At 68.2% G+C, this 21,635-nt stretch carries 24 protein-coding genes and 1 pseudogene; 12 read left to right on the top strand and 13 right to left on the bottom strand.

All coding sequences use genetic code 11. The features are described 5' to 3' along the window. Positions 1 to 23: 23 nt before the first annotated feature. Positions 24 to 710: a TetR/AcrR family transcriptional regulator gene (locus G6N50_RS27235; protein ID WP_083096156.1), complete on the top strand. Its 687-nt coding sequence runs from the start codon at positions 24 to 26 to the stop codon at positions 708 to 710. Here the strand turns inward: G6N50_RS27235 and G6N50_RS27230 are convergent. Next, positions 697 to 966: a DUF3107 domain-containing protein gene (locus G6N50_RS27230; protein ID WP_142275609.1), complete on the bottom strand. Its 270-nt coding sequence runs from the start codon at positions 964 to 966 to the stop codon at positions 697 to 699. The genes G6N50_RS27235 and G6N50_RS27230 overlap by 14 nt on opposite strands. 223 nt (positions 967 to 1,189) lie before the next feature. On the opposite strand from G6N50_RS27230, the gene G6N50_RS27225 reads away from it, so the two are divergent. Continuing rightward, positions 1,190 to 1,906, top strand: a complete 717-nt coding sequence (locus G6N50_RS27225) for an MmpS family transport accessory protein (protein ID WP_083096279.1) — start codon at positions 1,190 to 1,192, stop codon at positions 1,904 to 1,906. A 31-nt stretch (positions 1,907 to 1,937) separates the two neighbouring features. Here G6N50_RS27225 and G6N50_RS27220 read toward each other — a convergent pair whose 3' ends face one another. After that, positions 1,938 to 2,657: a ferritin-like fold-containing protein gene (locus G6N50_RS27220; RefSeq protein WP_083096159.1), complete on the bottom strand. Its 720-nt coding sequence runs from the start codon at positions 2,655 to 2,657 to the stop codon at positions 1,938 to 1,940. Positions 2,658 to 2,937: 280 nt separating this feature from the next. On the opposite strand from G6N50_RS27220, the gene G6N50_RS27215 reads away from it, so the two are divergent. Both G6N50_RS27215 and G6N50_RS27210 read left to right on the top strand, forming a co-directional pair. Beyond that, entirely contained in the window at positions 2,938 to 4,470 is a 1,533-nt protein-coding gene (locus G6N50_RS27215; protein WP_083096160.1) for a DEAD/DEAH box helicase, read from the top strand. A 16-nt stretch (positions 4,471 to 4,486) separates the two neighbouring features. After that, entirely contained in the window at positions 4,487 to 5,713 is a 1,227-nt protein-coding gene (locus G6N50_RS27210) for an Rv3212 family protein (RefSeq protein ID WP_163650904.1), read from the top strand. A gap of 501 nt (positions 5,714 to 6,214) precedes the next feature. Here the strand turns inward: G6N50_RS27210 and G6N50_RS27200 are convergent. Next, positions 6,215 to 6,841 (bottom strand): annotated as a pseudogene (locus G6N50_RS27200) (transposase); the annotation flags it as partial. 178 nt (positions 6,842 to 7,019) lie between these two features. Continuing rightward, positions 7,020 to 7,823 (bottom strand): ParA family protein, encoded by an 804-nt coding sequence (locus G6N50_RS27195; RefSeq protein ID WP_083096166.1) that lies wholly within the window; start codon positions 7,821 to 7,823, stop codon positions 7,020 to 7,022. Between the two features lie 119 nt (positions 7,824 to 7,942). Here G6N50_RS27195 and G6N50_RS27190 point away from each other — a divergent pair, with 119 nt between their 5' ends. The 3 genes from G6N50_RS27190 to G6N50_RS27180 are packed head-to-tail and all read left to right on the top strand — an operon-like array spanning position 7,943 to position 10,130. Next, positions 7,943 to 8,554, top strand: coding sequence for an acid phosphatase (locus G6N50_RS27190; protein WP_083096167.1), 612 nt, complete (start codon positions 7,943 to 7,945; stop codon positions 8,552 to 8,554). Beyond that, entirely contained in the window at positions 8,551 to 9,651 is a 1,101-nt protein-coding gene (locus tag G6N50_RS27185; RefSeq protein ID WP_083096169.1) for an isochorismate synthase, read from the top strand. Before G6N50_RS27190 ends, G6N50_RS27185 begins: the two co-directional genes overlap by 4 nt. Beyond that, positions 9,648 to 10,130, top strand: coding sequence for a GNAT family N-acetyltransferase (locus tag G6N50_RS27180; protein ID WP_083096171.1), 483 nt, complete (start codon positions 9,648 to 9,650; stop codon positions 10,128 to 10,130). The genes G6N50_RS27185 and G6N50_RS27180 overlap by 4 nt, the downstream gene beginning before the upstream one ends. On the opposite strand, the gene G6N50_RS27175 is transcribed toward G6N50_RS27180, so the two are convergent. Next, entirely contained in the window at positions 10,082 to 10,513 is a 432-nt protein-coding gene (locus G6N50_RS27175) for a hypothetical protein (RefSeq protein WP_083096172.1), read from the bottom strand. The two genes, G6N50_RS27180 and G6N50_RS27175, sit on opposite strands and share 49 nt — an antisense overlap. Before the next feature lie 176 nt (positions 10,514 to 10,689). On the opposite strand from G6N50_RS27175, the gene G6N50_RS27170 reads away from it, so the two are divergent. Next, positions 10,690 to 11,655, top strand: coding sequence for a diacylglycerol/lipid kinase family protein (locus G6N50_RS27170; RefSeq protein WP_083096174.1), 966 nt, complete (start codon positions 10,690 to 10,692; stop codon positions 11,653 to 11,655). 281 nt (positions 11,656 to 11,936) lie between these two features. Then, positions 11,937 to 12,191, top strand: a complete 255-nt coding sequence (whiB1, locus tag G6N50_RS27165; protein WP_067833154.1) for a transcriptional regulator WhiB1 — start codon at positions 11,937 to 11,939, stop codon at positions 12,189 to 12,191. Between the two features lie 70 nt (positions 12,192 to 12,261). Here whiB1 and G6N50_RS27160 read toward each other — a convergent pair whose 3' ends face one another. Both G6N50_RS27160 and G6N50_RS27155 read right to left on the bottom strand, forming a co-directional pair. Beyond that, complete coding sequence (locus tag G6N50_RS27160) at positions 12,262 to 13,761, bottom strand: sensor histidine kinase (protein ID WP_083096176.1); 1,500 nt, start codon at positions 13,759 to 13,761, stop codon at positions 12,262 to 12,264. A 52-nt stretch (positions 13,762 to 13,813) separates the two neighbouring features. Next, positions 13,814 to 14,029: a biotin/lipoyl-binding carrier protein gene (locus tag G6N50_RS27155; RefSeq protein WP_067833296.1), complete on the bottom strand. Its 216-nt coding sequence runs from the start codon at positions 14,027 to 14,029 to the stop codon at positions 13,814 to 13,816. A 240-nt stretch (positions 14,030 to 14,269) separates the two neighbouring features. On the opposite strand from G6N50_RS27155, the gene G6N50_RS30190 reads away from it, so the two are divergent. Continuing rightward, positions 14,270 to 14,344, top strand: a complete 75-nt coding sequence (locus G6N50_RS30190; RefSeq protein ID WP_085976515.1) for a 50S ribosomal protein bL37 — start codon at positions 14,270 to 14,272, stop codon at positions 14,342 to 14,344. A gap of 10 nt (positions 14,345 to 14,354) precedes the next feature. Here the strand turns inward: G6N50_RS30190 and rsrA are convergent, their stop codons facing one another. Further along, entirely contained in the window at positions 14,355 to 14,672 is a 318-nt protein-coding gene (rsrA, locus tag G6N50_RS27150) for a mycothiol system anti-sigma-R factor (RefSeq protein WP_083096177.1), read from the bottom strand. After that, positions 14,669 to 15,331, bottom strand: coding sequence for a sigma-70 family RNA polymerase sigma factor (locus G6N50_RS27145; protein WP_083096281.1), 663 nt, complete (start codon positions 15,329 to 15,331; stop codon positions 14,669 to 14,671). Before G6N50_RS27145 ends, rsrA begins: the two co-directional genes overlap by 4 nt. Before the next feature lie 342 nt (positions 15,332 to 15,673). Between G6N50_RS27145 and G6N50_RS27140 the strand changes: the two genes are divergently transcribed. Further along, complete coding sequence (locus tag G6N50_RS27140) at positions 15,674 to 16,534, top strand: SDR family oxidoreductase (RefSeq protein WP_083096179.1); 861 nt, start codon at positions 15,674 to 15,676, stop codon at positions 16,532 to 16,534. 18 nt (positions 16,535 to 16,552) lie between these two features. Here the strand turns inward: G6N50_RS27140 and G6N50_RS27135 are convergent, their stop codons facing one another. From G6N50_RS27135 to G6N50_RS27120, 4 genes are read right to left on the bottom strand one after another with little or no spacing between them, the layout of a single operon-like run. Then, positions 16,553 to 17,563 (bottom strand): zinc-dependent alcohol dehydrogenase, encoded by a 1,011-nt coding sequence (locus G6N50_RS27135; RefSeq protein WP_083096181.1) that lies wholly within the window; start codon positions 17,561 to 17,563, stop codon positions 16,553 to 16,555. Beyond that, positions 17,560 to 18,753, bottom strand: coding sequence for a sulfotransferase family protein (locus G6N50_RS27130; protein ID WP_083096182.1), 1,194 nt, complete (start codon positions 18,751 to 18,753; stop codon positions 17,560 to 17,562). Before G6N50_RS27130 ends, G6N50_RS27135 begins: the two co-directional genes overlap by 4 nt. A gap of 3 nt (positions 18,754 to 18,756) precedes the next feature. After that, complete coding sequence (locus G6N50_RS27125; protein ID WP_083096184.1) at positions 18,757 to 19,506, bottom strand: SDR family NAD(P)-dependent oxidoreductase; 750 nt, start codon at positions 19,504 to 19,506, stop codon at positions 18,757 to 18,759. Next, positions 19,503 to 20,774 (bottom strand): alkyl sulfatase dimerization domain-containing protein, encoded by a 1,272-nt coding sequence (locus G6N50_RS27120; RefSeq protein WP_083096186.1) that lies wholly within the window; start codon positions 20,772 to 20,774, stop codon positions 19,503 to 19,505. Before G6N50_RS27120 ends, G6N50_RS27125 begins: the two co-directional genes overlap by 4 nt. 89 nt (positions 20,775 to 20,863) lie before the next feature. Here G6N50_RS27120 and G6N50_RS27115 point away from each other — a divergent pair, with 89 nt between their 5' ends. After that, positions 20,864 to 21,634, top strand: coding sequence for an SDR family NAD(P)-dependent oxidoreductase (locus tag G6N50_RS27115; protein WP_083096187.1), 771 nt, complete (start codon positions 20,864 to 20,866; stop codon positions 21,632 to 21,634). Position 21,635 lies beyond the last annotated feature (1 nt).

Raw genomic sequence — 21,635 nt, 5'->3', positions numbered from 1 at the left:
GCGACGAATCAGATGAGGAATCGATGAGCGAACTCGCCAAGGCGCCGGCGCGGCGCGCCGTCAGATCGGGTGACCGCGGTCGGCCGGCGGACGCAGCCGGGGTCTCGAACCGGCGGGGCAACCGGTTGCCCCGCGACGAGCGGCGTGGCCAATTGCTCATCGTGGCCAGCGATGTCTTCGTCGACCGCGGCTACCACGCGGCCGGCATGGACGAGATTGCCGATCGCGCCGGGGTTAGCAAACCCGTTCTGTATCAACACTTTTCGAGCAAGCTCGAGCTGTACCTGGCGGTGCTGGCGCGGCATGTGGAGAACCTGGTCTCGGGCGTGCAGCAGGCACTGAACACCACCACCGACAACCGGCGCCGGTTGCATGCCGCGGTGCAGGCGTTCTTCGATTTCATCGAGCACGACAGCCAGGGTTACCGGCTGATCTTCGAGAACGACTACGTCACCGAACCCGAAGTGGCCGCCCAGGTGCGCGTCGCGACCGAATCGTGCATCGACGCGGTCTTCGCGTTGATCAGCGAGGACTCCGGGCTGGACCCGCACCGGGCCCGGATGATCGCGGTCGGGCTGGTCGGCATGAGCGTCGACTGCGCCAGGTACTGGCTGGACTCCGATCGCCCGATTTCCAAGGCGGACGCCGTCGAGGGCACCGTCCAGTTCGCCTGGGGCGGACTGTCACACGTGCCGCTTACTCGCTCTTGAGGCCCTTGCCGGCGTGCTTGCCGGCTTCGGCGCCGATCCCGAAGCCCACTCGGCGCGCGTCGGCGACGCCGATCTCCACGTAGGCGATCTTGCTGGTGTGAATCAGGAAGCGACGGCCCCGTTCATCGCTCAGCCGGAGCAGACCCGACCCGTCGCTCAGCGCGGCGCTGACCAATTCCTCGACTTCGGCGGGTGTCTGGGCGCTGGCAAGGACCAGCTCGCGCGGACTATCCGAGATACCGATCTTGACCTCCACGGTCACCCCTTCCATGGGTATTGACGCTTTCCGCAGGTGTTGCAGTCCCAGCCCTGTCAGCAGAGGCTAGTGGACGCGGCTGACCACCACCGCCTACAGCCCCACACTTCGCGGTCAGCGAAAGCGGGACCACGGTCGCAGCCCGATAACGATTCGCTTGCAGGTTGTCTCACACACCCGCGCGATAGCCGATCTGTGTTTTCACATGGCTAACTTCGGCACCATGGGTACCACACTGCCGCACCTCGACGACAGGATCCGGGCTTACCCCGACGACGACGTTGACGACGCCTGCGATACCGATCCCTACCTGAACGCCGACTACAACTGGACGGGCTGGCCGGCCGACTCGCGCTGGCGTCCCGCCACGGCGATCGTGGGAGCGGTGGTAGCCCTGGGCGCCATCGCCACCGCCGTCGTCATCAACAGCGGCGACAGCGCGTCGACCAAGGCCACGCTGGGTGCGCCGGTCCCGCACCCGGTGACCTCGGCGCCAGCGACCACCAAGGCATCCGTGCCGCCCAGCGCCGCCCCCGGCCCGTCCCAGTTGCCGGCCGAGACCTTCACCACGGTCACCACACCCAGCGCCGCGCCCACCGCACCGCCTTCGGCGGCAGCGCCCACCGTCGCGCCGCCGCTAGCTGCGGCACCGCCGACGGCCGCGCTGAACCCGCGCACCGTCGTCTACAGCGTGAACGGAACCAAGCAGCTGCTGGACCTGGTGAACATCGTCTACACCGACGCGCGGGGCGTGCCGCAGACCGAGTTCAACGTGTCGCTGCCGTGGTCGAAGGTGGTGGTGCTGAACCCGGGCGTGCAGACCGAATCGGTCGTCGCGACCAGCTTCTACGGTCAGCTCAGCTGCTCGATCTTCAACGCCGCCGGTCAGCGGGTGATCGCGTCGGGCAACAACTCGAACATGGCGACCTGCGCACGCTGAGCCCTATCGCCGCGACCCGCTGCGCTGAGGATCAGCTCAGGCCCAGTTCGTGCATGCGCCGGTCGTGCGTGTGCTGCAGACGGTCGAAGAACGCGTTGAGCTGGCCCAGGCCGCCGGCGCCCGCCATCACCAGGTCGACCAGCTCGTCGTGGTCGGCCAGCAGGTACTGGGCCTGGGTGATCGCTTCGCCGAACAGGCGGCGTGACCACAGCGCCAGCCGGCTGCGCTGCTTGCCGCTGGAGGTCACCGCGGCGCGCACCTCGGCGACGACGAACTGCGAGTGCCCGGTCTCCGCCAGCGCCGCGCGCACCACATCGGCGACCTCGTCGGGCAGGCGGTCCGCGATCTCCAGGTACAGATCAGCCGCCAGGGCGTCGCCCACGTAGGTCTTCACCAGAGCCTCCAGCCACGTGCTGGGCATCGTCAGCCGGTGGTAGTTCTCCAGCGCCGAGACGTACTTGGACATCGCCGGCACCACGTCGACGCCGCGGCTTTCCAGCGCGTCGCGCAGCCGCTCGTAGTGCTGCATCTCGGCGGCGGCCATGCTCGCCATCGATATCCGTCCGCGCAGGTCGGGGGCCATCCGCGCCTCGTCGGTGAGCCGGTAGAACGCGGCGATCTCGCCGTAGGCCAGGACCGCGAACAACTCGTTGACACCCGGGTGATCAGCCGACAGCCGCGGGGCGGGCGAATCGCCGATGCGGTCGGCTTCCGGGTCGGCTTGGGAGGGCTCGCAGGAGGGCCGGGTCATGGCAACACTGTAGTCGGCTGACTTAGCGCGAAATGGGAGCCAGCTGTCGACCAGCTATCATGTAGGTAGATGGCGGCTGTATTTATGCCGTAATTGTTTTTCAAGCCGCTATCGGCGAAATGTGCGTGCACAGCTGGCCCGCCCTGACTGGGGCCCTCCCAGACTGAGCCAGGGCCGGCGACTCGGCGACGTATTCGGAGTCGGAACTCGTGCGCGCGTGACCGCGACAGAGAAATACCGACCCCAACCGATACGTCACCGAGAGGCTATCTACCCACGCATGACCACACTCACCAGCACAACTGAACTGACCTTTGCCCAACTCGGCGTCCGCGACGAAATCGTGCGCGCACTTGCCGAAAAGGGAATCGAAAGCCCTTTTGCCATCCAGGAATTGACCCTGCCGATGGCGCTGGCCGGCGACGATCTGATCGGCCAGGCCCGCACCGGTATGGGCAAGACCTTCGCCTTCGGCGTGCCGCTGCTGCAGCGCATCACCGCCGGCACCGCCGCGCGGCCGCTCAACGGCACACCGCGAGCCCTGATCGTGGTGCCCACCCGCGAGCTGTGCCTGCAGGTCACCGGTGACCTGACGCTGGCGGCCAAGCACCTGACCGCCGAAGACGGCCGGCCGCTGTCGGTGGTCCCCATCTACGGCGGGCGCCCCTACGAACCGCAGATCGAGGCGCTGCGCGCCGGCGCCGACGTCGTGGTGGGCACGCCGGGCCGGCTGCTCGACCTGAGCCAACAGAATCACCTGCAACTCGGCGGGCTGTCGGTGCTGGTGCTCGACGAAGCCGACGAGATGCTCGACCTGGGCTTCCTGCCCGACATCGAGCGCATCCTGCGCCAAATCCCGACCGACCGGCAGTCCATGCTGTTCTCGGCGACCATGCCGGACCCGATCATCACGCTGGCCCGCACCTTCATGAACCAGCCCACCCACATCCGGGCGGAAGCGCCGCACTCGGCGGCCACCCACGACACCACCGTGCAGTACGTCTACCGGGCACACGCCCTGGACAAGGTGGAGATGGTGAGCCGCATTCTGCAGGCCGAAGGTCGCGGCGCCACGATGATCTTCACCCGCACCAAGCGCACCGCGCAGAAGGTGGCCGATGACCTGGCCGAGCGCGGTTTCAAGGTCGGCGCGGTGCACGGCGACCTGGGCCAGGTGGCCCGCGAGAAGGCGCTGAAGGCCTTCCGGACCGGCGATGTCGACGTGCTGGTCGCGACCGATGTGGCCGCCCGCGGCATCGACATCGACGACGTCACCCACGTCATCAACTACCAGATTCCCGAGGACGAGCAGGCCTACGTGCACCGCATCGGACGCACCGGTCGCGCCGGCAAGACCGGCGTCGCGGTCACCCTGGTGGATTGGGACGAGCTGCCCCGCTGGTCGCTGATCGACAAGGCGCTGGGGCTGGACTGCCCCGCGCCCGCCGAGACCTACTCCAACTCTCCGCACCTCTACGCCGAACTGGACATCCCCGCCGAGGCCGCCGGCACCGTGGGCACGGCCCGTAAGCCGCAGGGTCAGCGCCGCACCGGCGACCGCGACGGCAGGAAGCCGGAGCAGAAGTCGGAGAAGCCAGCGCGCCGCTCCGGCACCCGCCGGCGCACCCGTGGCGGCCAGCCCGTCACCGCCCACCCGTCGAACAACGGGTCCGCGAGCAGCAACGGCGAGGCCGCCGCGGAAACACCTGCCGCCTCGCCCCCGGGCAACGCCGGCTCCACCCGACGCCGCCGTCGGCGCCGCAAGCCGGCGGAAGGGCAAGCCGCCACAGCGGCCGCCCCGCACAGCAACTAAAAGCCCACGCCGACGCATGGTCAGACCCGAGCGCCGGACCAAGGGCGACATCCTCGCCGCCGCGGCCATCGCGGTCGTCGTCGCAGCGGTCGCGGCGCTGATCTGGTGGACCAGCGACGCCCGGGCCACCACCAGCCGGCCCGCGGCCGTCCCCGCATCCAACCCGAGCCCCGCCCGGCAGGTGCCGGCCGGTCTGAAACAGCTGTGGAGCGCCGCCAGTCCGGCAACCACCGCCCCGGTCGTGGCCGGCGGGGAGGTCGTCACCGGTGCGGGCCGCCGGATCGACGGGCGCGATCCCGACACCGGCCAGTCCCGCTGGAGCTACGCCCGCGACACCGATCTGTGCGGGGTCACCTGGTTGTACCGCTACGCCGTCGCGGTCTACCGCGACGACCGCGGCTGCGGGCAGGTGAGCACACTGGACGGCTCCACCGGCCGTCGCGGGCCCGCCCGCAGCGGCTACGCCGATCCGCAGGTGCGGCTCTCCTCCGACGGCATGACGGTGTTGTCGGTCGGCGACACCCGGCTGGAACTCTGGCGTTCGGACATGGTCCGGATGCTGACCTACGGCGAGACCGACGCCCGGGTGAAACCGGCGACGCGCGGACTGCACTCCGGATGCAAGCTCTTTTCGGCCGCGGCCAGTTCGCAGGCGGTGTCGGTGCTGGAGAGCTGCGCGAATCAGGCCGACCTGCGGTTGGTGCTGCTGCGCCCCGGCAAGGATGACGACGAACCCCAGCAACACATCGTGGCCGAACCGGGGATCGCGCCGGATTCGGGCGCCCGGGTGCTGGCCGTCTCGGAGAACACCACCGCGGTCTACCTGCCGGCGCCCCAGCCCCGGGTCGACGTGATCGACGAAACCGGCGCCACCGTGTCGAGCACGCCGCTGGCCAAGCCCCCGTCGCGCTCGGCGGTGACTTCCCATCCGGGCACCCTGATCACCTGGTGGACGGGCGATTCGCTGATGGTTTTCGACGCGGGCACGATGGCACTGCGCTACACCATCGCGGCGGGCGGCACGACGGCGCCGCTGGGGCCAGGGGTGATGATGGCCGGCCGGCTCCTGGTGCCGGTCAGCGGAGCCATCGGGCTCTACGACCCGCTCACCGGGGCCAACGAACGCTACATCCCGGTGGACCGGTCGACGAGCGCGCCGCCGGCCGGGAAACCGGTGTTCCCGGCCGTGATCGGATCCCGGGTGCTCGAGCAGCGCGGCGACACCGTGGTCGCCTTGGGCTAGTGAGAACAGGGCCGTCGAGTGTGGGCCTTAGGTACGAAAATGACCCAGAATTCGTCCATATCCCCCATGCTCGCGGGGCCTGGGCCAGACCCGATGGTGGCGACCCGCTGCGCCCGGCTCCGCCGCGCTTGCGATCGCCACTAGACCCGATGGTGGCGACCCGCTGCGCCCGGCTCCGCCGCGCTTGCGATCGCCACTGATATGGGAGACATCTTGTCAAGTGGGCAGGGTGAAGCGGCGGCCGCAACCGTCGTCATGGCCGCCGCTTCGTTGACCAGATAAGTCATTTGTCTGGTGCCGAGCGTGTCGTGTCGACGCGTGTCAGTCTGATATACGCGGGTTGGCTACCGCAGGACGGGACTTTCGAGTCGGAGCGGTCCGCTTGTCTAGATGTCGAGCGTGATCGGTTGTGTTGCAACACGATCGCTCATAGCGGCGACGCGGGTCACTCCAAGACGCTTGCCGGCACCTCGGTGACTCATCTGGACATTTGTGGGCCGCTCAGTCGTCGAGGACGGCCAGCGACCAGCACCATCCGGCCAGCTCACGCGCGATCGCGGCGTTGGCCACCACCGAGCGTTTCTTGCGCTCATCGAAACGCATCCAGCGTTCATGCAGGCGCCGATTACCGGCCTGGCCACGGGCCCGCGCGGCGGGGGATGCGGCATCCCAACGGCGCCGCATCACAGTGCCCGGCCGGTAGGGGGCTCGGTGATGCCAAGCGGCTTCGACCAGCAGTCGGCGGGCATGACCATTGCCGGTCTTGGTCACCGCGCCCTGGGTCCGCGTCGCTCCTGAGGAGTACTCGCTGGGCACCAGCCCCAGGTAGGCGCCGATACTGCGGCCAGTCAGCCGAGACCAGTCACCAATCTCGGCGGCCAGCCCGAACGCGGTCAGCGTGGACACCCCGCGCAGACACCCCAGCCGGGTCACCACCGGGGTGAACTGCGAATCAGCGGCCATCTCGGCGATCGCGGTATCGAGACGCTCCCGGCGCTCGAGGGTGGCCAGCATCGCGTCGAAAGCGGTGTCGTAGGCCAGCTGCAGCGCGGCGCTGTCGAACCGCTGCCGACGCAGCCACCGCTCATGCTCACGGATCCAGGCTCGTCCACCGCAATAGACGATCCCCGGTATCCCCATCCAGACCACACCCGACCACCGATCGCGCGTGCACATCCAACCCAACACTCGTACGCTGAATCTTCACTGGGGCCTCCATCCACATCTGTGGCTCTACTGGCCAGGACCAACTTCCTGACAGCAACCCACGTTCACATGTGGCGAGGCCCCAGCCTCCTCATACCGTCTAGACCTCGACGGCGAAGGTCGGCAGCGGCTTGCCGCTCTTCCAGTGCTTGAGCAACGCCGCCGCCAGCTCGCCGTAGGCCACCGCACCCTTGTTCTTGCGGCCGGCCATCACCGACGAGCCCGAGGCGCTGGCCTCGGCGAACCGCACGGTGCGCGGAATCGGCGGTGCCAGCACCGGCAGGCTGTAGCGGTCGGCGACGTCGAGCAACACGTCGCGGGTGTGGGTGGTGCGCGAGTCGTACAGCGTCGGCAGGGCGCCGAGCAGCCGCAGATCCGGGTTGGTGATCTGCTGGACGTCGGCGACGGTGCGCAGGAACTGACCGACCCCGCGATGCGCGAGGGTCTCGCACTGCAGCGGCACGATGACCTCGTCGGCGGCCGTCAGCCCGTTGAGGGTGAGCACACCCAGCGACGGCGGGCAGTCGATGACCACCACGTCGAACTGGTCGCCGAGCTTGGCCAGCGCGCGCTTGAGCGCATACTCGCGCCCGGCCCGCATCAGCAGCATCGCCTCGGCGCCGGCCAGGTCGATGTTGGCCGGCAGCAGCGTCATCCCCTCCGCCGTCTCGACCAGCGCGGCGTTGGGCTCGACCTCGCCGAGCAGCACCTCGTGCACGGACACCGGTAGTTTGTCGGGGTCCTGGCCCAGCGAAAAGGTCAGGCAGCCCTGCGGGTCGAGGTCGACCAGCAGCACCCGCTTACCCTCGTCGACCATCGCCGCGCCTAGCGAGGCGACAGTCGTCGTCTTGGCGACGCCGCCCTTTTGGTTGGCCACCGCCAATACCCGGGTCCTAGCAGCCATAGGCGCGGTTCTCCCCTCTGCGTCGTCGCCGTGCGCTCAACAACGCCCATCCTGGCACGTTCGCTCGCCGGGCGCTGCGGCCGACGGGCCCGGCATGTCGTCCGGCAGAATCGGTTGATATGGGCTTGCACAACCATCGCCTGGTCCTGCTCCGGCACGGCGAGACCGAGTGGTCGAAATCCGGCCAGCACACGGGCCGGACCGACCTTGAACTCACCGACACCGGCCGCGTCCAGGCCGAGCTGGCCGGCCGCGTTCTGCGTGAACTGAACCTCGCCGACCCCTTGGTGGTGAGCAGCCCGCGAATCCGTGCCCTGACCACGGCCAAACTGGCCGGGCTCACCGTCGACGAGGTCTCCCCGCTGATCGCCGAATGGGACTACGGATCCTACGAGGGGCTGACGACCCCGCAGATCCACGAATCGGTGCCCGATTGGCTGGTCTGGACGCACGGCTGTCCCGGTGGCGAGAGCGTGGCGCAGGTCAGCGACCGCGCCGATCGGGCCGTCGCCTTCGCGTTGGAGCACATGGGCTCGCGCGACGTGGTGTTCGTGGGGCACAGCCACTTCTCCCGGTCGGTGATCACCCGCTGGGTGGAGCTGCCCCTCGTCGAGGGCAGCCGCTTCTGGATGCTGGCCGGCTCCATCGCCGTTTGCGGATTCGAGCACGGCGTGCGACAGCTCGCCGCACTCGGATTGACCAGCCAGCCACAGGCGATCAAACCCGGGTGAGCAACCACGAACCGCCGTTCGCGCTGTGCGGGCCGACGCAAACCCTGCTCGCCGACGGGGTGCGGCGCCGGTATGGCGACGTGGCCGCGGCGCAGGCCGCGCTGCGTTCGGGGGAAACGCCGATTGTCTTGGGCGCGTTGCCTTTTGACGTCGAGCGCCCCGCGGCGCTGCTGACGCCCGACGCGGTGCGCCGCGCCGAGGGACCGCCGGACTGGCCGACCGGCGGGCTGCCGTCGGTGCGGGTGGCCGAAGCCATCCCACCACCGATCGACTACCGGGACCGGATCCGCCGGGCGTGTGAGCAGCTCGCCGCGGTCGACAACCCGCTGCACAAGGTGGTGCTGGCCCGCGCCTTACGGCTGATTGCCGACGCCCCGCTGGATGCGCGGGTGGTGCTGCGCCGACTCATCGCGGCGGACCCCGCGGCCTACGGCTACCTGGTCGATCTGACCGCCGCAGGCGAGAAGTATGCGGGGGCGGTGCTGGTGGGCGCCAGCCCCGAGCTCCTGGTGGCGCGCAGCGGCGACCGTGTCGAATGCCGGCCGTTCGCCGGCTCGGCCCCGCGCGCCGCCGACCCGGACGCCGATGCCGCCAACGGCGCCGCGCTGGTCTCCTCGGCCAAGAACCGTCACGAGCACCAGCTGGTCATCGAGACCATCAAAGACGCCCTGCAACCGCTGTGCGACGAGTTGTCCATCGCCGCCGAACCGCAGCTGAGCAGCACCGCCACCGTGTGGCATCTGTGCACGCCGATCGGTGGACGTTTGCGTGATACATCAACGACCGCAATCGATTTGGCGTTGGCGCTGCACCCCACACCGGCGGTCGGCGGAGTGCCGACCAAGGCCGCGATGCAGCTGATCGACGAGCTGGAAGGCGACCGCGGGTTCTACGCCGGGGCGGTGGGCTGGTGTGACGCCCGCGGCGACGGCCGCTGGGTGGTGTCGCTGCGCTGTGCGCAGCTGTCGGCGGACCGGCGCAGCGCGCTGGCGCGGGCGGGCGGCGGTATCGTCGCCGAGTCCGACCCCGACGACGAAGTCGCGGAAACGACAACGAAATTCGGCACCATCCTGAACGCCCTGGGAGTCGAGCAATGAGCCGGCACATCCGTCGTGCGTTGCGGGAAGACACCGCCGCGATCACCGAGATGATCCACGCGCTGGCCGACTTCGAGCACGCCGCCGATCAGTGCATGGTGACCGAAACACAAATAGCGGCAGCGCTTTTCGGCGATCCGCCGACGGTGTACGGGCACGTGGCCGAGGTGGACGGCGAAAATGCGGCGATGGCACTGTGGTTCGTCAATTTCTCCACCTGGGACGGCGTGGCGGGCATCTATCTGGAAGACCTGTTCGTGCGTCCGGAGTTTCGCCGGCGCGGGCTGGCCAGGGCACTGCTGGCCGCGCTGGCATCCGAATGCCTGCGGCGGGGTTACACGCGGCTGTCCTGGGCGGTGCTGAACTGGAACGCCGACGCCATCAGGCTCTACGACGGCATCGGCGGGGAACCACAGCGCCGATGGACCACCTACCGGCTGTCCGGGCCGTCGCTGGCAGGGTTGGCGGAATCGCCCTGAGCGCCGGCGGCCCAGCGCACCGCGGCGGGACTGAAGAGCAATCCCAGCACGACCAGCGCAACCGCGCCCACCGGAATCCCGAAGCCGGGCTGATGTGATCCGACCGCGAGGTACCACGCCACCGGCAGCAACAGCAGCTGGGTGATCACCGCCAGCCCGCGGCCCCAGCGCTTGCCGAGGATCAGCGCGCGCCCCGCGGCGATCACCGCGGCACCGACCAGGACGAACCACCCCGCCGTCGCCAGGCCGTTGACCACCTGCTGGTCGGCTCCCGCGATCCCGCGCACCACCAACACCACCGCCACGGTCAAAGCCGCAATCCCCTGCAGGACAACGACCAGGCCGGCGCGGCGAACGGAGGTCGGGGCGGCTGGCGGCGTCACAGCGACAGCGTAGTCAGGGCCGCCGTCCGTGCCTTGGCGGTTCCCCACAGCGCGGGCTTAGGCGGCCCGCATCAGCCGATTGCGGCGCTCGCCCCCTCGCCGCTCCGCGGCTGGGGATGCCCCCACCGCCCGCCGCGATGCGGCGCGCATCGTCGCACCGCATAAGCTCGTGCCTCATGCGGGCCGTGCTGATCGTCAACCCCACAGCCACTTCCACCACGGCCGCCGGTCGCGACCTGCTGGCACATGCGCTCAAGAGCCGCCTGCAGCTCAGCGTCGAACACACCAACCATCGCGGTCACGGCACCGAGCTCGCGCAGAAGGCCGTCGCTGACGGGATCGACCTGGTGGTCGTGCACGGCGGCGACGGCACGGTGAGCGGTGTGGTCAACGGCCTGCTCGGCCGGCCCGGGCAACTTCCGACCGGCCCGATACCGGCGGTCGCCGTCGTGCCCGGCGGTTCGGCCAACGTGCTGGCACGGTCCCTGGGCATCTCCGCGGATCCGGTCGCGGCCACCAACCAGCTCATCCAGCTGCTCGACGACTACCAGCGGCGCAGCACCTGGCGGCGGATCGGGCTGATCGACTGCGGCGAGCGCTGGGCCGTCTTCAACACCGGTATGGGCGTCGACGCCGAGGTGGTGGCCGCGGTGGAGGCCGAACGGGACAAGGGCGGCAAGGTTTCCGCGTGGCGCTACATCCGCGCGGCGGTGCCCGCCGTGTGGGCCTACACCCGCCGCGAGCCGATGCTGACGCTCGAACTTCCCGGCCGCGAACCCCTCACCGGGGTGAGCTTCGCGTTCGTGTCGAACTCCAGCCCGTGGACCTTCGCCAACGAACGCCCGGTGTGGACCAACCCCGGCTGCAGCTTCGAGTCGGGCCTGGGGGTCTTCGCGCCCACCACCATGAAGCCGATCCCGACCCTGCGAATCGTGCGGCAGATGTTCGCCAAGCGGCCCACCTTCAACTTCAAGCACCTCATCACCGAGGACGACCTGCCGTGCCTGCGAGTTACCTCCACCGGAGGCCCCGTCGCCTGCCAATTCGACGGCGATTACCTCGGCGTGCGCGAAACCATGACGTTCAAAGCGGTCCCGGACGCGCTGGCGGTGGTCGCCCCTCCACAGCAGAAACGGCACTGACCTGCGATAACGATGCGCCGGCGGCCCGTGCGGGCGAAATTTTCCGGGGAGCAGCCCGTGGAGTGTAGTACAACGGAGTAAGGGCTTGGCTACGAGTTGATCAAAGTGAGATAGCCCACGAGCGAACTCACGCTATTGACATCTGTTGAGCCTGTGAAACGATCAAAAGGTTGCATGCAGAAATTTACGTAGGAGTCCGGACTCCTTTTCCTCTGCACGCGTTAACAGCCGAAGAAAATGGCCGTGCGCCTTGCTGCGCACTCAGTAAGGAGTAAAGACGTATGGATTGGCGCCACAAGGCGGTCTGTCGTGACGAAGACCCGGAGCTGTTCTTCCCGGTAGGGAACAGTGGCCCGGCGCTCGCGCAGATCGCTGACGCGAAACTGGTCTGTAATCGGTGCCCGGTGACCACAGATTGCCTCGGTTGGGCCCTGAACACGGGCCAGGACTCGGGCGTATGGGGCGGCATGAGCGAAGACGAGCGACGTGCACTGAAGCGCCGCAACGCCCGGACGAAGGCCCGCAGCGGGGTATAACCCAGATACCGCAAAACCGTGCGGCCTCGACGAAAGTCGGGGCCGCACCTTTGCGTGCGGGTCACCGGTCCTACAGCAGCAAGCGGGTCCGCCGGCCGATCGGCACCCGTAGCACCACATCGGTGCCGCGGGCGGACGCCTGACGCATGCCCAGGGTGCCGTCCAGCTCGGCCGACACCAGGGTCCGCACGATCTGCAGACCGAGGCTGTCGGAGGTCTCCAGGCTGAATCCTTCCGGCAGCCCGCGGCCGTCGTCGTGCACCACCACGTCGAGCCAGCGCGCGGAACGCTCGGCGCGAATCGTCACCGAGCCTTCCTCGGTCGCCGGGTCAAAGGCGTGTTCGATCGCGTTCTGCACCAGTTCGGTGATCACCATGATCAGCGCGGTGGCCCGGTCGGAGTCCAGCACCCCCAGATCGCCGACCCGGTTGATGCGGATCGGCCGGTCCACCGACGCCACGTCGTTCATGATCGGCAGGATCCGGTCGATGACCTCGTCCAGGTTCACCTGTTCGTCCACCGACATCGACAGCGCGTCGTGCACCAGCGCGATCGACGACACGCGGCGCACCGATTCGATGAGGGCTTCCCGCCCCTCCGCGTTGACCGTGCGGCGGGCCTGCAGGCGCAACAGCGCCGCCACGGTCTGCAGGTTGTTCTTCACCCGGTGGTGGATCTCCCGAATGGTGGCGTCCTTGGATATCAGCGCGCGGTCGCGGCGTTTGACCTCCGTGACGTCGCGGATCAACACCGCCGCACCGGCGCTGGCGCCGTCGACCATCAGCGGCAGCGTGCGCAGCAGCACGGTTGCTCCCCCGGCGTCGACCTCCATGCGCATGCTGCGCCCGCCGGCCACCAGGTCCTGCACATGCTCGGCCACCTCCTGGGCCTCGAACGGGTCGGAGATCAGCGGGCGGGTGACCTCGATGAGGTGGTGTCCCTCCAGCTCGGTGGTCAGGCCCATCCGGTGGTAGGCCGACAGCGCGTTGGGACTGGCGTACGCGACGACGCCGTGCACATCAAGGCGGATGAAGCCATCACCGGCCCGCGGGGTCGAACGCGACATGACCACGTCCCCCACGTCCGGGAACGTTCCCTCCGCGAGCATGTGGACCAGATCGGCGGCGCACTCCCGGTACGCGATCTCCAGCTGACCGGACGCGCGGTCGGCGGCCAACGCAGTCTGATGGTGGGTGAGCACGGCCACCACCTTGCCGCCGTAGCGCACCGGAGACGCCTCGATGTGGGTGCCGGGCAACCACGAATCTTCATGTCCCGCAACGTCATCCCGGTGGGCGGTGCCCGACGCGAATGTCTCGGCCACCAGGCCCAACCGGTCGGATCCGACGGCGGTGCCCACCGCGTCGGTCAGTAGCGCCGTGGGCGCCGTGTTCGGCCGGCACTGCGCCACGCAGACCAGCACGCCGTCGTCGCGGCGCACCCACATCAGGTAGTCGGCGAAGGACAGGTCGGCAAGCAGCTGCCACTCCCCGACCACCGCGTGCAGGTGGTCCACCGCGTTGCCCGGCAGCATGGTGTGTTCGGCAAGCAGATCACCGAGAGTTGACATCGCTGACTCCCCGGGTCGTTCCCGGCGTGTTAATCGAGGGGGCCCCGGACGGCTAGCTGATCACCGCGATGAGGTCGCCCGCCTGGATGACGTCACCCACCGCGACACTGACCTTGCTGACGGTGCCGCCGACTTCGGCCAGGACGGGGATCTCCATCTTCATCGACTCCAACAGCACCACGATGTCGCCTTTGCCGATCTCGTCACCCTCGTTCACCACGACTTCGAGCACGCTGGCCACGATCTCGGCACGCACATCCTCCGCCATCTTCACCCCACTCGTTTCGGCCTTCGCGCAAGGCTGGCTGCTGGTTCATCACGGTTCTATCAGGCCCATTCAGGCTCGGATACATCGAACCACAGGACCGGTCGGGACCGCGGCACACGGGCCCCCGACGGGCCCCCACGAGGGCGAAGACACTGCACAGGACGTCTCGTGAGAGAATGGTCGACAAGCCAACGGGCGCTGGGCGCCTGGTTTGACAAGCAATCACGGAGGATTTTCACCATGGCCAAACGGGGCCGGAAGAAGCGCGACCGCAAGCACAGCAAGGCCAACCACGGCAAGCGGCCCAACTCGTAAAGGGTCGCTACTACGTCTGCGTACCCCGGATGATCGTGGTGCGCCGGATCTCGAGCCGTAGCCGCTCGCGCAATCCCTCGGGGGCCTTCTCGCCCCGGCATTTGGTGGCGATCAGCGCCTTGATCCGCTCTTCGAGCCCGTAGTGCTTGAAGCAGCCGGGGCATGCCTCGAGATGCTGGCGCAGCAGCTCGCGGGTGTCGGGGCCGCATTCCCCGTCGAGCAGCAGCCAGACCTGGCGGATGACCTCCGCGCAGCCGACGCTGCCATGGGATTCGTCGTTGGGGCAGGCATCGGGCGAAGCACCGCCCTGGCCGGAGAACTCGCTCATGACGACACCTCCTCGTGCGTCTGCTGACCGCGGTTGAAGCCCCGCTCCTTGGCAACGTCGGCCAACAGGCCACGCAGCTGCCGTCGGCCGCGGTGCAGCCGTGACATTACCGTTCCGATGGGCGTATCCATGATCTCGGCGATTTCCTTGTACGGGAAACCCTCGACGTCGGCGTAGTAGACGGCCATCCGGAATTCTTCCGGCAACGCCGCCAGCGCCTCTTTGATCTCCGAGTCCGGCAGCGCCTCGAGGGCCTCGACCTCGGCCGACCGCAGTCCGGTGGACGAATGCTCGGCGTTCGAGGCCAGCTGCCAGTCGGTGATCTCCTCAGTCGGATATTCGGCCGGTTGGCGCTGCTTCTTGCGGTAGCTGTTGATATAGGTGTTGGTCAGGATCCGGTACAGCCACGCCTTGAGATTGGTGCCGGCCCGGAACGAGCGGAATCCCGCATAGGCCTTGACCATGGTCTCTTGCAGCAGGTCTTCGGCGTCGGCGGGATTGCGCGTCATGCGCAGCGCACCGCCGTAGAGCTGGTCCAACAGGGGAATCGCGTCGCGTTCGAATCGCGCCGTTAATTCCGCGTCCGTCTCCTCGTGCGCTGCGGGTTCGGGAATCTCGGGCCCCGTCGCGCCGTCGCGGCCATCTTCAGAGTCGGCCATGATCCTCCCGGTCCCTTCTGCGGCGGTGTTCCCGGTGAGCACCGAAAGCGCCCCCGGACTCGCAAGGAGGCCAGCCAACAACTCCTCGCCCAACAGGCTCGTCGCCGTTGACACCACGCTGCTACTCCCAATCTAAAGGCTGACCCCGACACTGTCCGTCCGGGTCCGCTCCACCGCATGTGAGACCGACTTGATCAACAGCGCGCGCGACCCCGCTATTTCCACGCTATTTCCACGCTATTTCGACGCCAGCTCCGGAGCGCGATCTGGCCGCGCGGCGACCCCGGCCGCCCCGATCGGACCCCGATCCGGCCCGATCGGGCGTGGCGTTAGTGTGACGCCATGTCCCACGAAACGTCCCTGCAGGGCAAGACCATGTTCATCTCCGGCGCCAGCCGCGGTATCGGCCTGGCGATCGCCAAGCGCGCTGCGCAGGACGGCGCCAACATCGCGCTGATCGCCAAGACCGCCGAGCCGCACCCGAAGCTGCCGGGGACGGTGTTCACCGCCGCCAAGGAGCTCGAGGAAGCGGGCGGACAGGCGCTGCCGATCGTCGGGGACGTCCGCGACCCGGATTCGGTTGAGGCGGCCGTGGCCAAGACCGTCGAACAATTCGGCGGCATCGACATCTGCGTCAACAACGCGTCGGCGATCAACCTGGGCTCCATCACCGAGGTGCCGATGAAGCGGTTCGACCTGATGAACGGCATTCAGGTGCGGGGCACATATGCGGTGTCGCGGGCGTGTCTGCCCCACATGAAGGGCCGGGAGAACCCGCACATCCTGACGCTGTCGCCGCCGGTGCTGCTGGGCCAGGAATGGCTGAAGCCGACGGCGTACATGATGGCCAAGTTCGGTATGACGCTGTGCGCGTTGGGCATCGCGCAGGAGATGCGCGACGAGGGGATCGCCTCCAACACGCTGTGGCCGCGCACGCTGGTGGCCACCGCCGCGGTGCAGAACCTGCTCGGCGGCGACGAGGCGATGGGACGCGCCCGCAAGCCCGAGATCTACTCCGACGCGGCCTACGTCATCCTCACCAAGCCGGCCAAGGAGTTCACCGGCAACATGCTGCTGTGCGAGGACGTACTGGTGGATTCCGGCGTCAAGGATTTGTCGGTGTACGACTGCATTCCCGGCTCGAAGCTGGGCGTCGACTTCTGGGTGGACGGCGTCAACCCGCCGGGATACACCGGCCCCTAGGGGCGCAGGGGACCGACGTCAGCAGAACGTGACGACGACCTTGTCCGCGGCCCCCGGGGTGTGCGCCAGCTCGAGCGCCTCGCCGACGTTGTCGAACGGGATCCTGTGGCTGACGATCAGCGCGTACTTCTCCCAGTTTGCGACGAGATCCCTGGTCACCTCGAAGATTTCGTCGGGGTAGCCCATCGATCCGAGGATGGTGATCTCGTTGCTCATCACGTTGACGAACTCGACCGGCACCGGCTCCTTGTGCACGCCAACGATTCCCAGGGTGGCGCCCTTCTTCGCGGCGGCCAGCGCGGTGTTGACGACGGCGGGCACCCCGGCCGCGTCGAGATAGATGTCGGTGCCGGCTTTGCCGGGAAACATCGATTCGCCTTGGCCGTGCAATTCGATCAGCCGGGCCACCACGTCCTCTTCGGCGGAGTTGATGACGGCGTCGGCGCCGATCTGCAGCGCCTTCTTCAGGCGGCCCGGGATCAGGTCCGCGACGACAACATGGCCGACACCAAGGGATTTGAAGGCCAGTACGGCGCCCAGCCCGATCGGCCCTGCCCCGAACACGACGACCTTGTCCGTCGGTTCGGGTTGGCAGCGGTTGGCGCCGTGGCGCGCGACGGCCATCGGTTCGTTGAGTGCGGCCACTTCCCACGGTATGTGATCCGGGATCACTTCGAGACTTGTTCCGCGGACGGCATTTTCGATGAGCAGATAGTCGGCCAGCGCTCCGGTGGCGCCGCCGTTGCCGATGATGCCGCTGGGCGCGACCATCGGATTGATGACGACGTGGTCGCCGACGGACAGCCCGGTCACCCGCGCGCCCACCTCGACGATCTCCCCGGCGGGTTCGTGTCCGAGCGGGGTGTGCCCCTGGCGTGGCGGGATGCCGCCGAGGGTGATGTAGAACGCGTCGGAACCGCAGATGCCGCAGGCGCGCATCCGCACCAGCGCGTCGCGCGGGCCGACGCGGGGGCACTCGGTGTCGAGGACCTCGGCCTTGCCCGGCCCGGTGACCACGACTGCTTTCACGGCGTGCCCTCCAGTTCGATGTCGAAGGTCTCGAGATACTCGGCGAAGGTGGGTGCGAGCTGTTCGACGCTCAGGCCGTATTCCTCGAGGCGATAGGCGTTCAGCGCGAATCGGTCCTGGGGGTGCTCGGTGAGCCAATTGCGCATGCGCGCTTCGGTGTCCGCGGTCAGCGGTTCGTCCGCCCACTGGTAGATGCGCCGCATCACGTCCATTGGGTCGCGCATCATCTCGTGGTAGTACATGTGGAAGAACCGTTCGTCGCCGATCCGGTCGCGCACCCGCAGCGGCCGCTCGACGTGGTAGCGCATCTGCCACATCGCGTTGCGACCCATGTCCGTCTGGTCCAGCAGTTCGGTGTTCATCACCAGGCTCTGCGGCAGCCGCCACAGGTTGCACAGCGACCCGGTGGCCTTGTACGGGTCGCGGTGCGCCCAGATCAGCCGCGCGTCGGGGAACACCTTGAGCAGCGCCTCGATGTGCACCGAGTGCGACGGCATCTTCAGGCTCCAGTTGCCGGGCGCGGTGGACTGCAGCACCTGCAGGTACCGCTTCTGGTATTCGTAGGTGCTGCTCAAGTCGGCTTCGTCGAAGAGCCAGCGCGCGTAGCGATCCGTCGGCAGGAACGAATCCCAGGACAGGCCCTTGAAATCCTGGTTGTGGATGAACATGTCCTCGGTCGGGCCGTCGGCGTCTTCCCAGTGCGGCAGCGGCATTTTCGCCTGCGTGACCAGCTCGAGGATCTTGCGCTGCTCCTCCAGCAGGGCCAGGCATCGCGGGTCGGTGCGCAATGTGTCGGTGCCGGCGGGCGGGATGGGTTCCACGCACTGCCAGTGCAGTAGCGATCGCCGGCCCGGGTCCTGGTCGAGCAGGTAGCTGATCACCGTGGTCCCGGTGCGCGGCATGCCGAGCACGATCAGTGGCCGCTCGACGGGCGTGTCCAGCACCTCGGGGTGTGCCGCGATGTAACCGTGCACCTGCATGCGCCGCCCCAGCGCGTTGGTGGCGTCGTCGAGGACCCGTTCGCGGCCGAACGGAGTGAACACCGGTGAGGTGTTGAGCTCGTCCAGGATGAGCTGCAATCCATCCCGCCACGAGTCGGAGTCGATTTCGATGAGACCGGTGCGTCGGGCCGCCAGCTCGAAGACGTCGTCGGTGGTCGAGAGGTCGGCCAGTTCGTTCGGGGCCTTCATCGCTCAGACCGTCAGGTATCCGCCGTCGACGGCGATCGTGCTGCCGGTGATGTAGGAGGCGGCGTCGGTACACAGGAAGAGCGCCGCGCCGGTGCAGTCCTTGGGTGTGCCGGGCCTGCCGAGCGGGGTGTGGAAGCCGATCTCGACGTCCATCACCTCGGGAATCCCCATGGCCGGGTGGGTCATTCGGGTGTCGATGAGCCCGGGCGCGATGGCGTTGACCCGGATCTCGTCGTTGGCCCATCGGCGGGACAGGTTCATCGTCAGGGCGATCAGACCCATCTTCGACGACGCGTAGCCCGGGACGAAGACCGCCGAGCGGAACGCGGACATCGAGACCACGCTGACGACGCTCGCGCCGCCGGACGCCCGGCTGGATTTCAGGCGCTCATGGCAGCGCATGGTCAGCCGCATCGGGCCCAGCATGTTCTGCGTCACCGACGCGACGTAGCCGTCCGGGTCGTATTCGTCGCCCGCGGGATAGGGGCCGCCCGCGTTGTTGATCAGGATGTCCAGTTCACCCAGCGAATCGGCCAGGGCGTCAACGGATTCGGAATCCTGGATCTGGCACTGCCGGTAGGTGAACGCGCCCAGCTCCGCCTCGGGATAGTCTGCGGCCGACCCGCGGGTGCCGGTCACCGTGACCGCGGCACCGGCACCGGCGAACGCGGCGGCGATCGCGTTGCCGATGCCGCTGGTGCCGCCGGTCACCAGCACGTGGGCGCCGGTGAAATCGAAGTTGACGGTGTTCATTCCAATGCCCTTTCTGAGGTCTTCAATTCGTCGGATCTCAGTTCGTCGATGGATTTCGCCAGCCAGGCCTTCTCCCAGAAGTTTTCGGTTCCGGTCAGCAGAACTTCGTGCGCGTCGGCGGCCACCGCCCGGGCCGCCGCATGCAGCGGCTGGGCGGCCAGGACCAGGTCGGTGAGGTGGATGGCCTGCACCGGCCGCCCGGCGGTCAGTTGAGCGCGCGCCGCGTCGGTGAGCGCTTCGGCGCCAGCGGCGCTGACCACGTCGGCGGCGACCGAATCCTGCGCCACGCCATACAGTTCGGTGGTGGATCGATGCCGGAACCATCCGGTGTACATCTCCCAGATGGCCCGTACATTCCAGGAGGTCTTGCCGTAGCCCTCGCCGATGTCGAGCTGCTCGGGCACCTTGACATCGCGCATCGCGGTGTGGATGTCGGCTCCGGAGTTCATCAGTTCGACGGTGCGATCGTGCACCGCCTGCATCCCGTCGCGCATCGCGGTGACTTCCTCGGCGATGCGGTCGGCGCCCTCGATCGGAGCGAAGTGGCCCGTGATCAGTCGCCGCGGTCCGTAATCCAGCACGGTGTTCAACGACTCGATGTAGAGGATCGGATCGCGGTACCTGTCGCCGCGGATGGTCATCAGGTTCGGGACATGGCCGAACAGTGGACCGAACAGATTGCCGCTGAACAGGATTCGATTCTCGGGCAGCCACACCGCCAGCGCGTCGGTGGTCTCGCCCCCTGGCGTCCACGCCACTTCGAAGGCGCGCCCGCCGACCGTCATTCCATGGCGCTGGTCGAAGGTCGTGGTCGGCTCGGGAAACGAGAAGTCGATGGTCGCCGGGTCGATCGTCTTGAAGTGCTCGAGCACGGCGTCGGAAAACTTCTGGAAGGCGAACGACGTCTTGGGCACGCGGTACCCCATGAGCAGCGCGTTGTCGTCGCGCCAGTACCGGTAGTTGCGGTGCATCAGCACTTGGGTTTCCTCGTCGCGCAGCGAGTTCACCCCGCCCCAGTGGTCGGCGTGGCCCTGGGTGACGATGATGGCCCGCGTCGGGCCGGCCACGTCGGCAAAAGCCTTGCGGTGCAAGGGTCCTTCGAAGACCAGCCCGCCGTTGACGATGACCCGCCCCTCGTCGGTGGCCACCGCATAGGAGTTGGAGACCCCCGGGGACATCCAGACGCCGTCGCCCAGGGGTAGCGCGGGGGTGTCCGTCGCCGCCGCGAGATCGCCGGCCCCGGGGCGCTCCCGATGAATCCCAGCCATGACTGGCGATCCTCTACAGTTCTAGAGGTAAAGTCAATATCTTCCGGGATCCCTATCTTCCGGGATCCTTGAGGCGGGAAGGGGTGCTCATGGCACTGCGCGGTCTGGCCGGCAAGGTGGCGGTCGTCGTCGGCGGCGCCACCGGTCTCGGCGCGGCGGCCGCCGCACGGCTGGGCGAGGAGGGCTGCCGGGTGGTCATCGGCGACGTCGCCGCCGACGCCGCGCAGCAGACCGCCGCGCGCGTCGCCGCGGCCGGGGGCACGGCGACCCACGTGGCCTTCGACCTGTCCGACCCGGTGTCGGTCGCGGACCTGATCGACAGTGCCGCAACCACTTACGACGGGGTAGACCTGCTGTTCAACGTGGGCGCCGACATGAGCACCATCCGCGCAGACACCGACGTCGTCGACATCGACTTCGACGTCTGGGACCGGGTGATGGCGGTGAGCCTGCGCGGGTATGCGGCCGCGTTGAAATACGCCATCCCGCAGATGCTCAGCCGCGGCGGCGGGGCGATCGTCAACATGTCCTCGGCGGCGGCGTTCCAGGGCGAGCCCGCGCGGCCGGCCTATGCGACCGCCAAAGCCGGCATCGGCGCGCTCACCCGCCACGTCGCGTCGCGGTGGGGAAAGGACAACATCCGGTGCAACGCTGTCGCACCCGGGTTCACCGCGACCGAGACCATCCGTTCGGTGCCGCAATGGCCGGACCTGGAAGCTGCCGCGCTCAAACGCATCCGGGGACCCCGCGTCGGCGATCCCGGCGACGTCGCCGCGCTGGTCGCCTTCCTGCTCTCGGCCGAGGGCGAATGGATCAACGGCCAGGTCGTCAACATCGACGGCGGCACCGTGCTGCGCTGAG

It is taken from the genome of Mycobacterium mantenii (assembly GCF_010731775.1).
Lineage (GTDB): Bacteria > Actinomycetota > Actinomycetes > Mycobacteriales > Mycobacteriaceae > Mycobacterium > Mycobacterium mantenii.
This window is presented reverse-complemented; position numbering and strand designations above follow the sequence as displayed.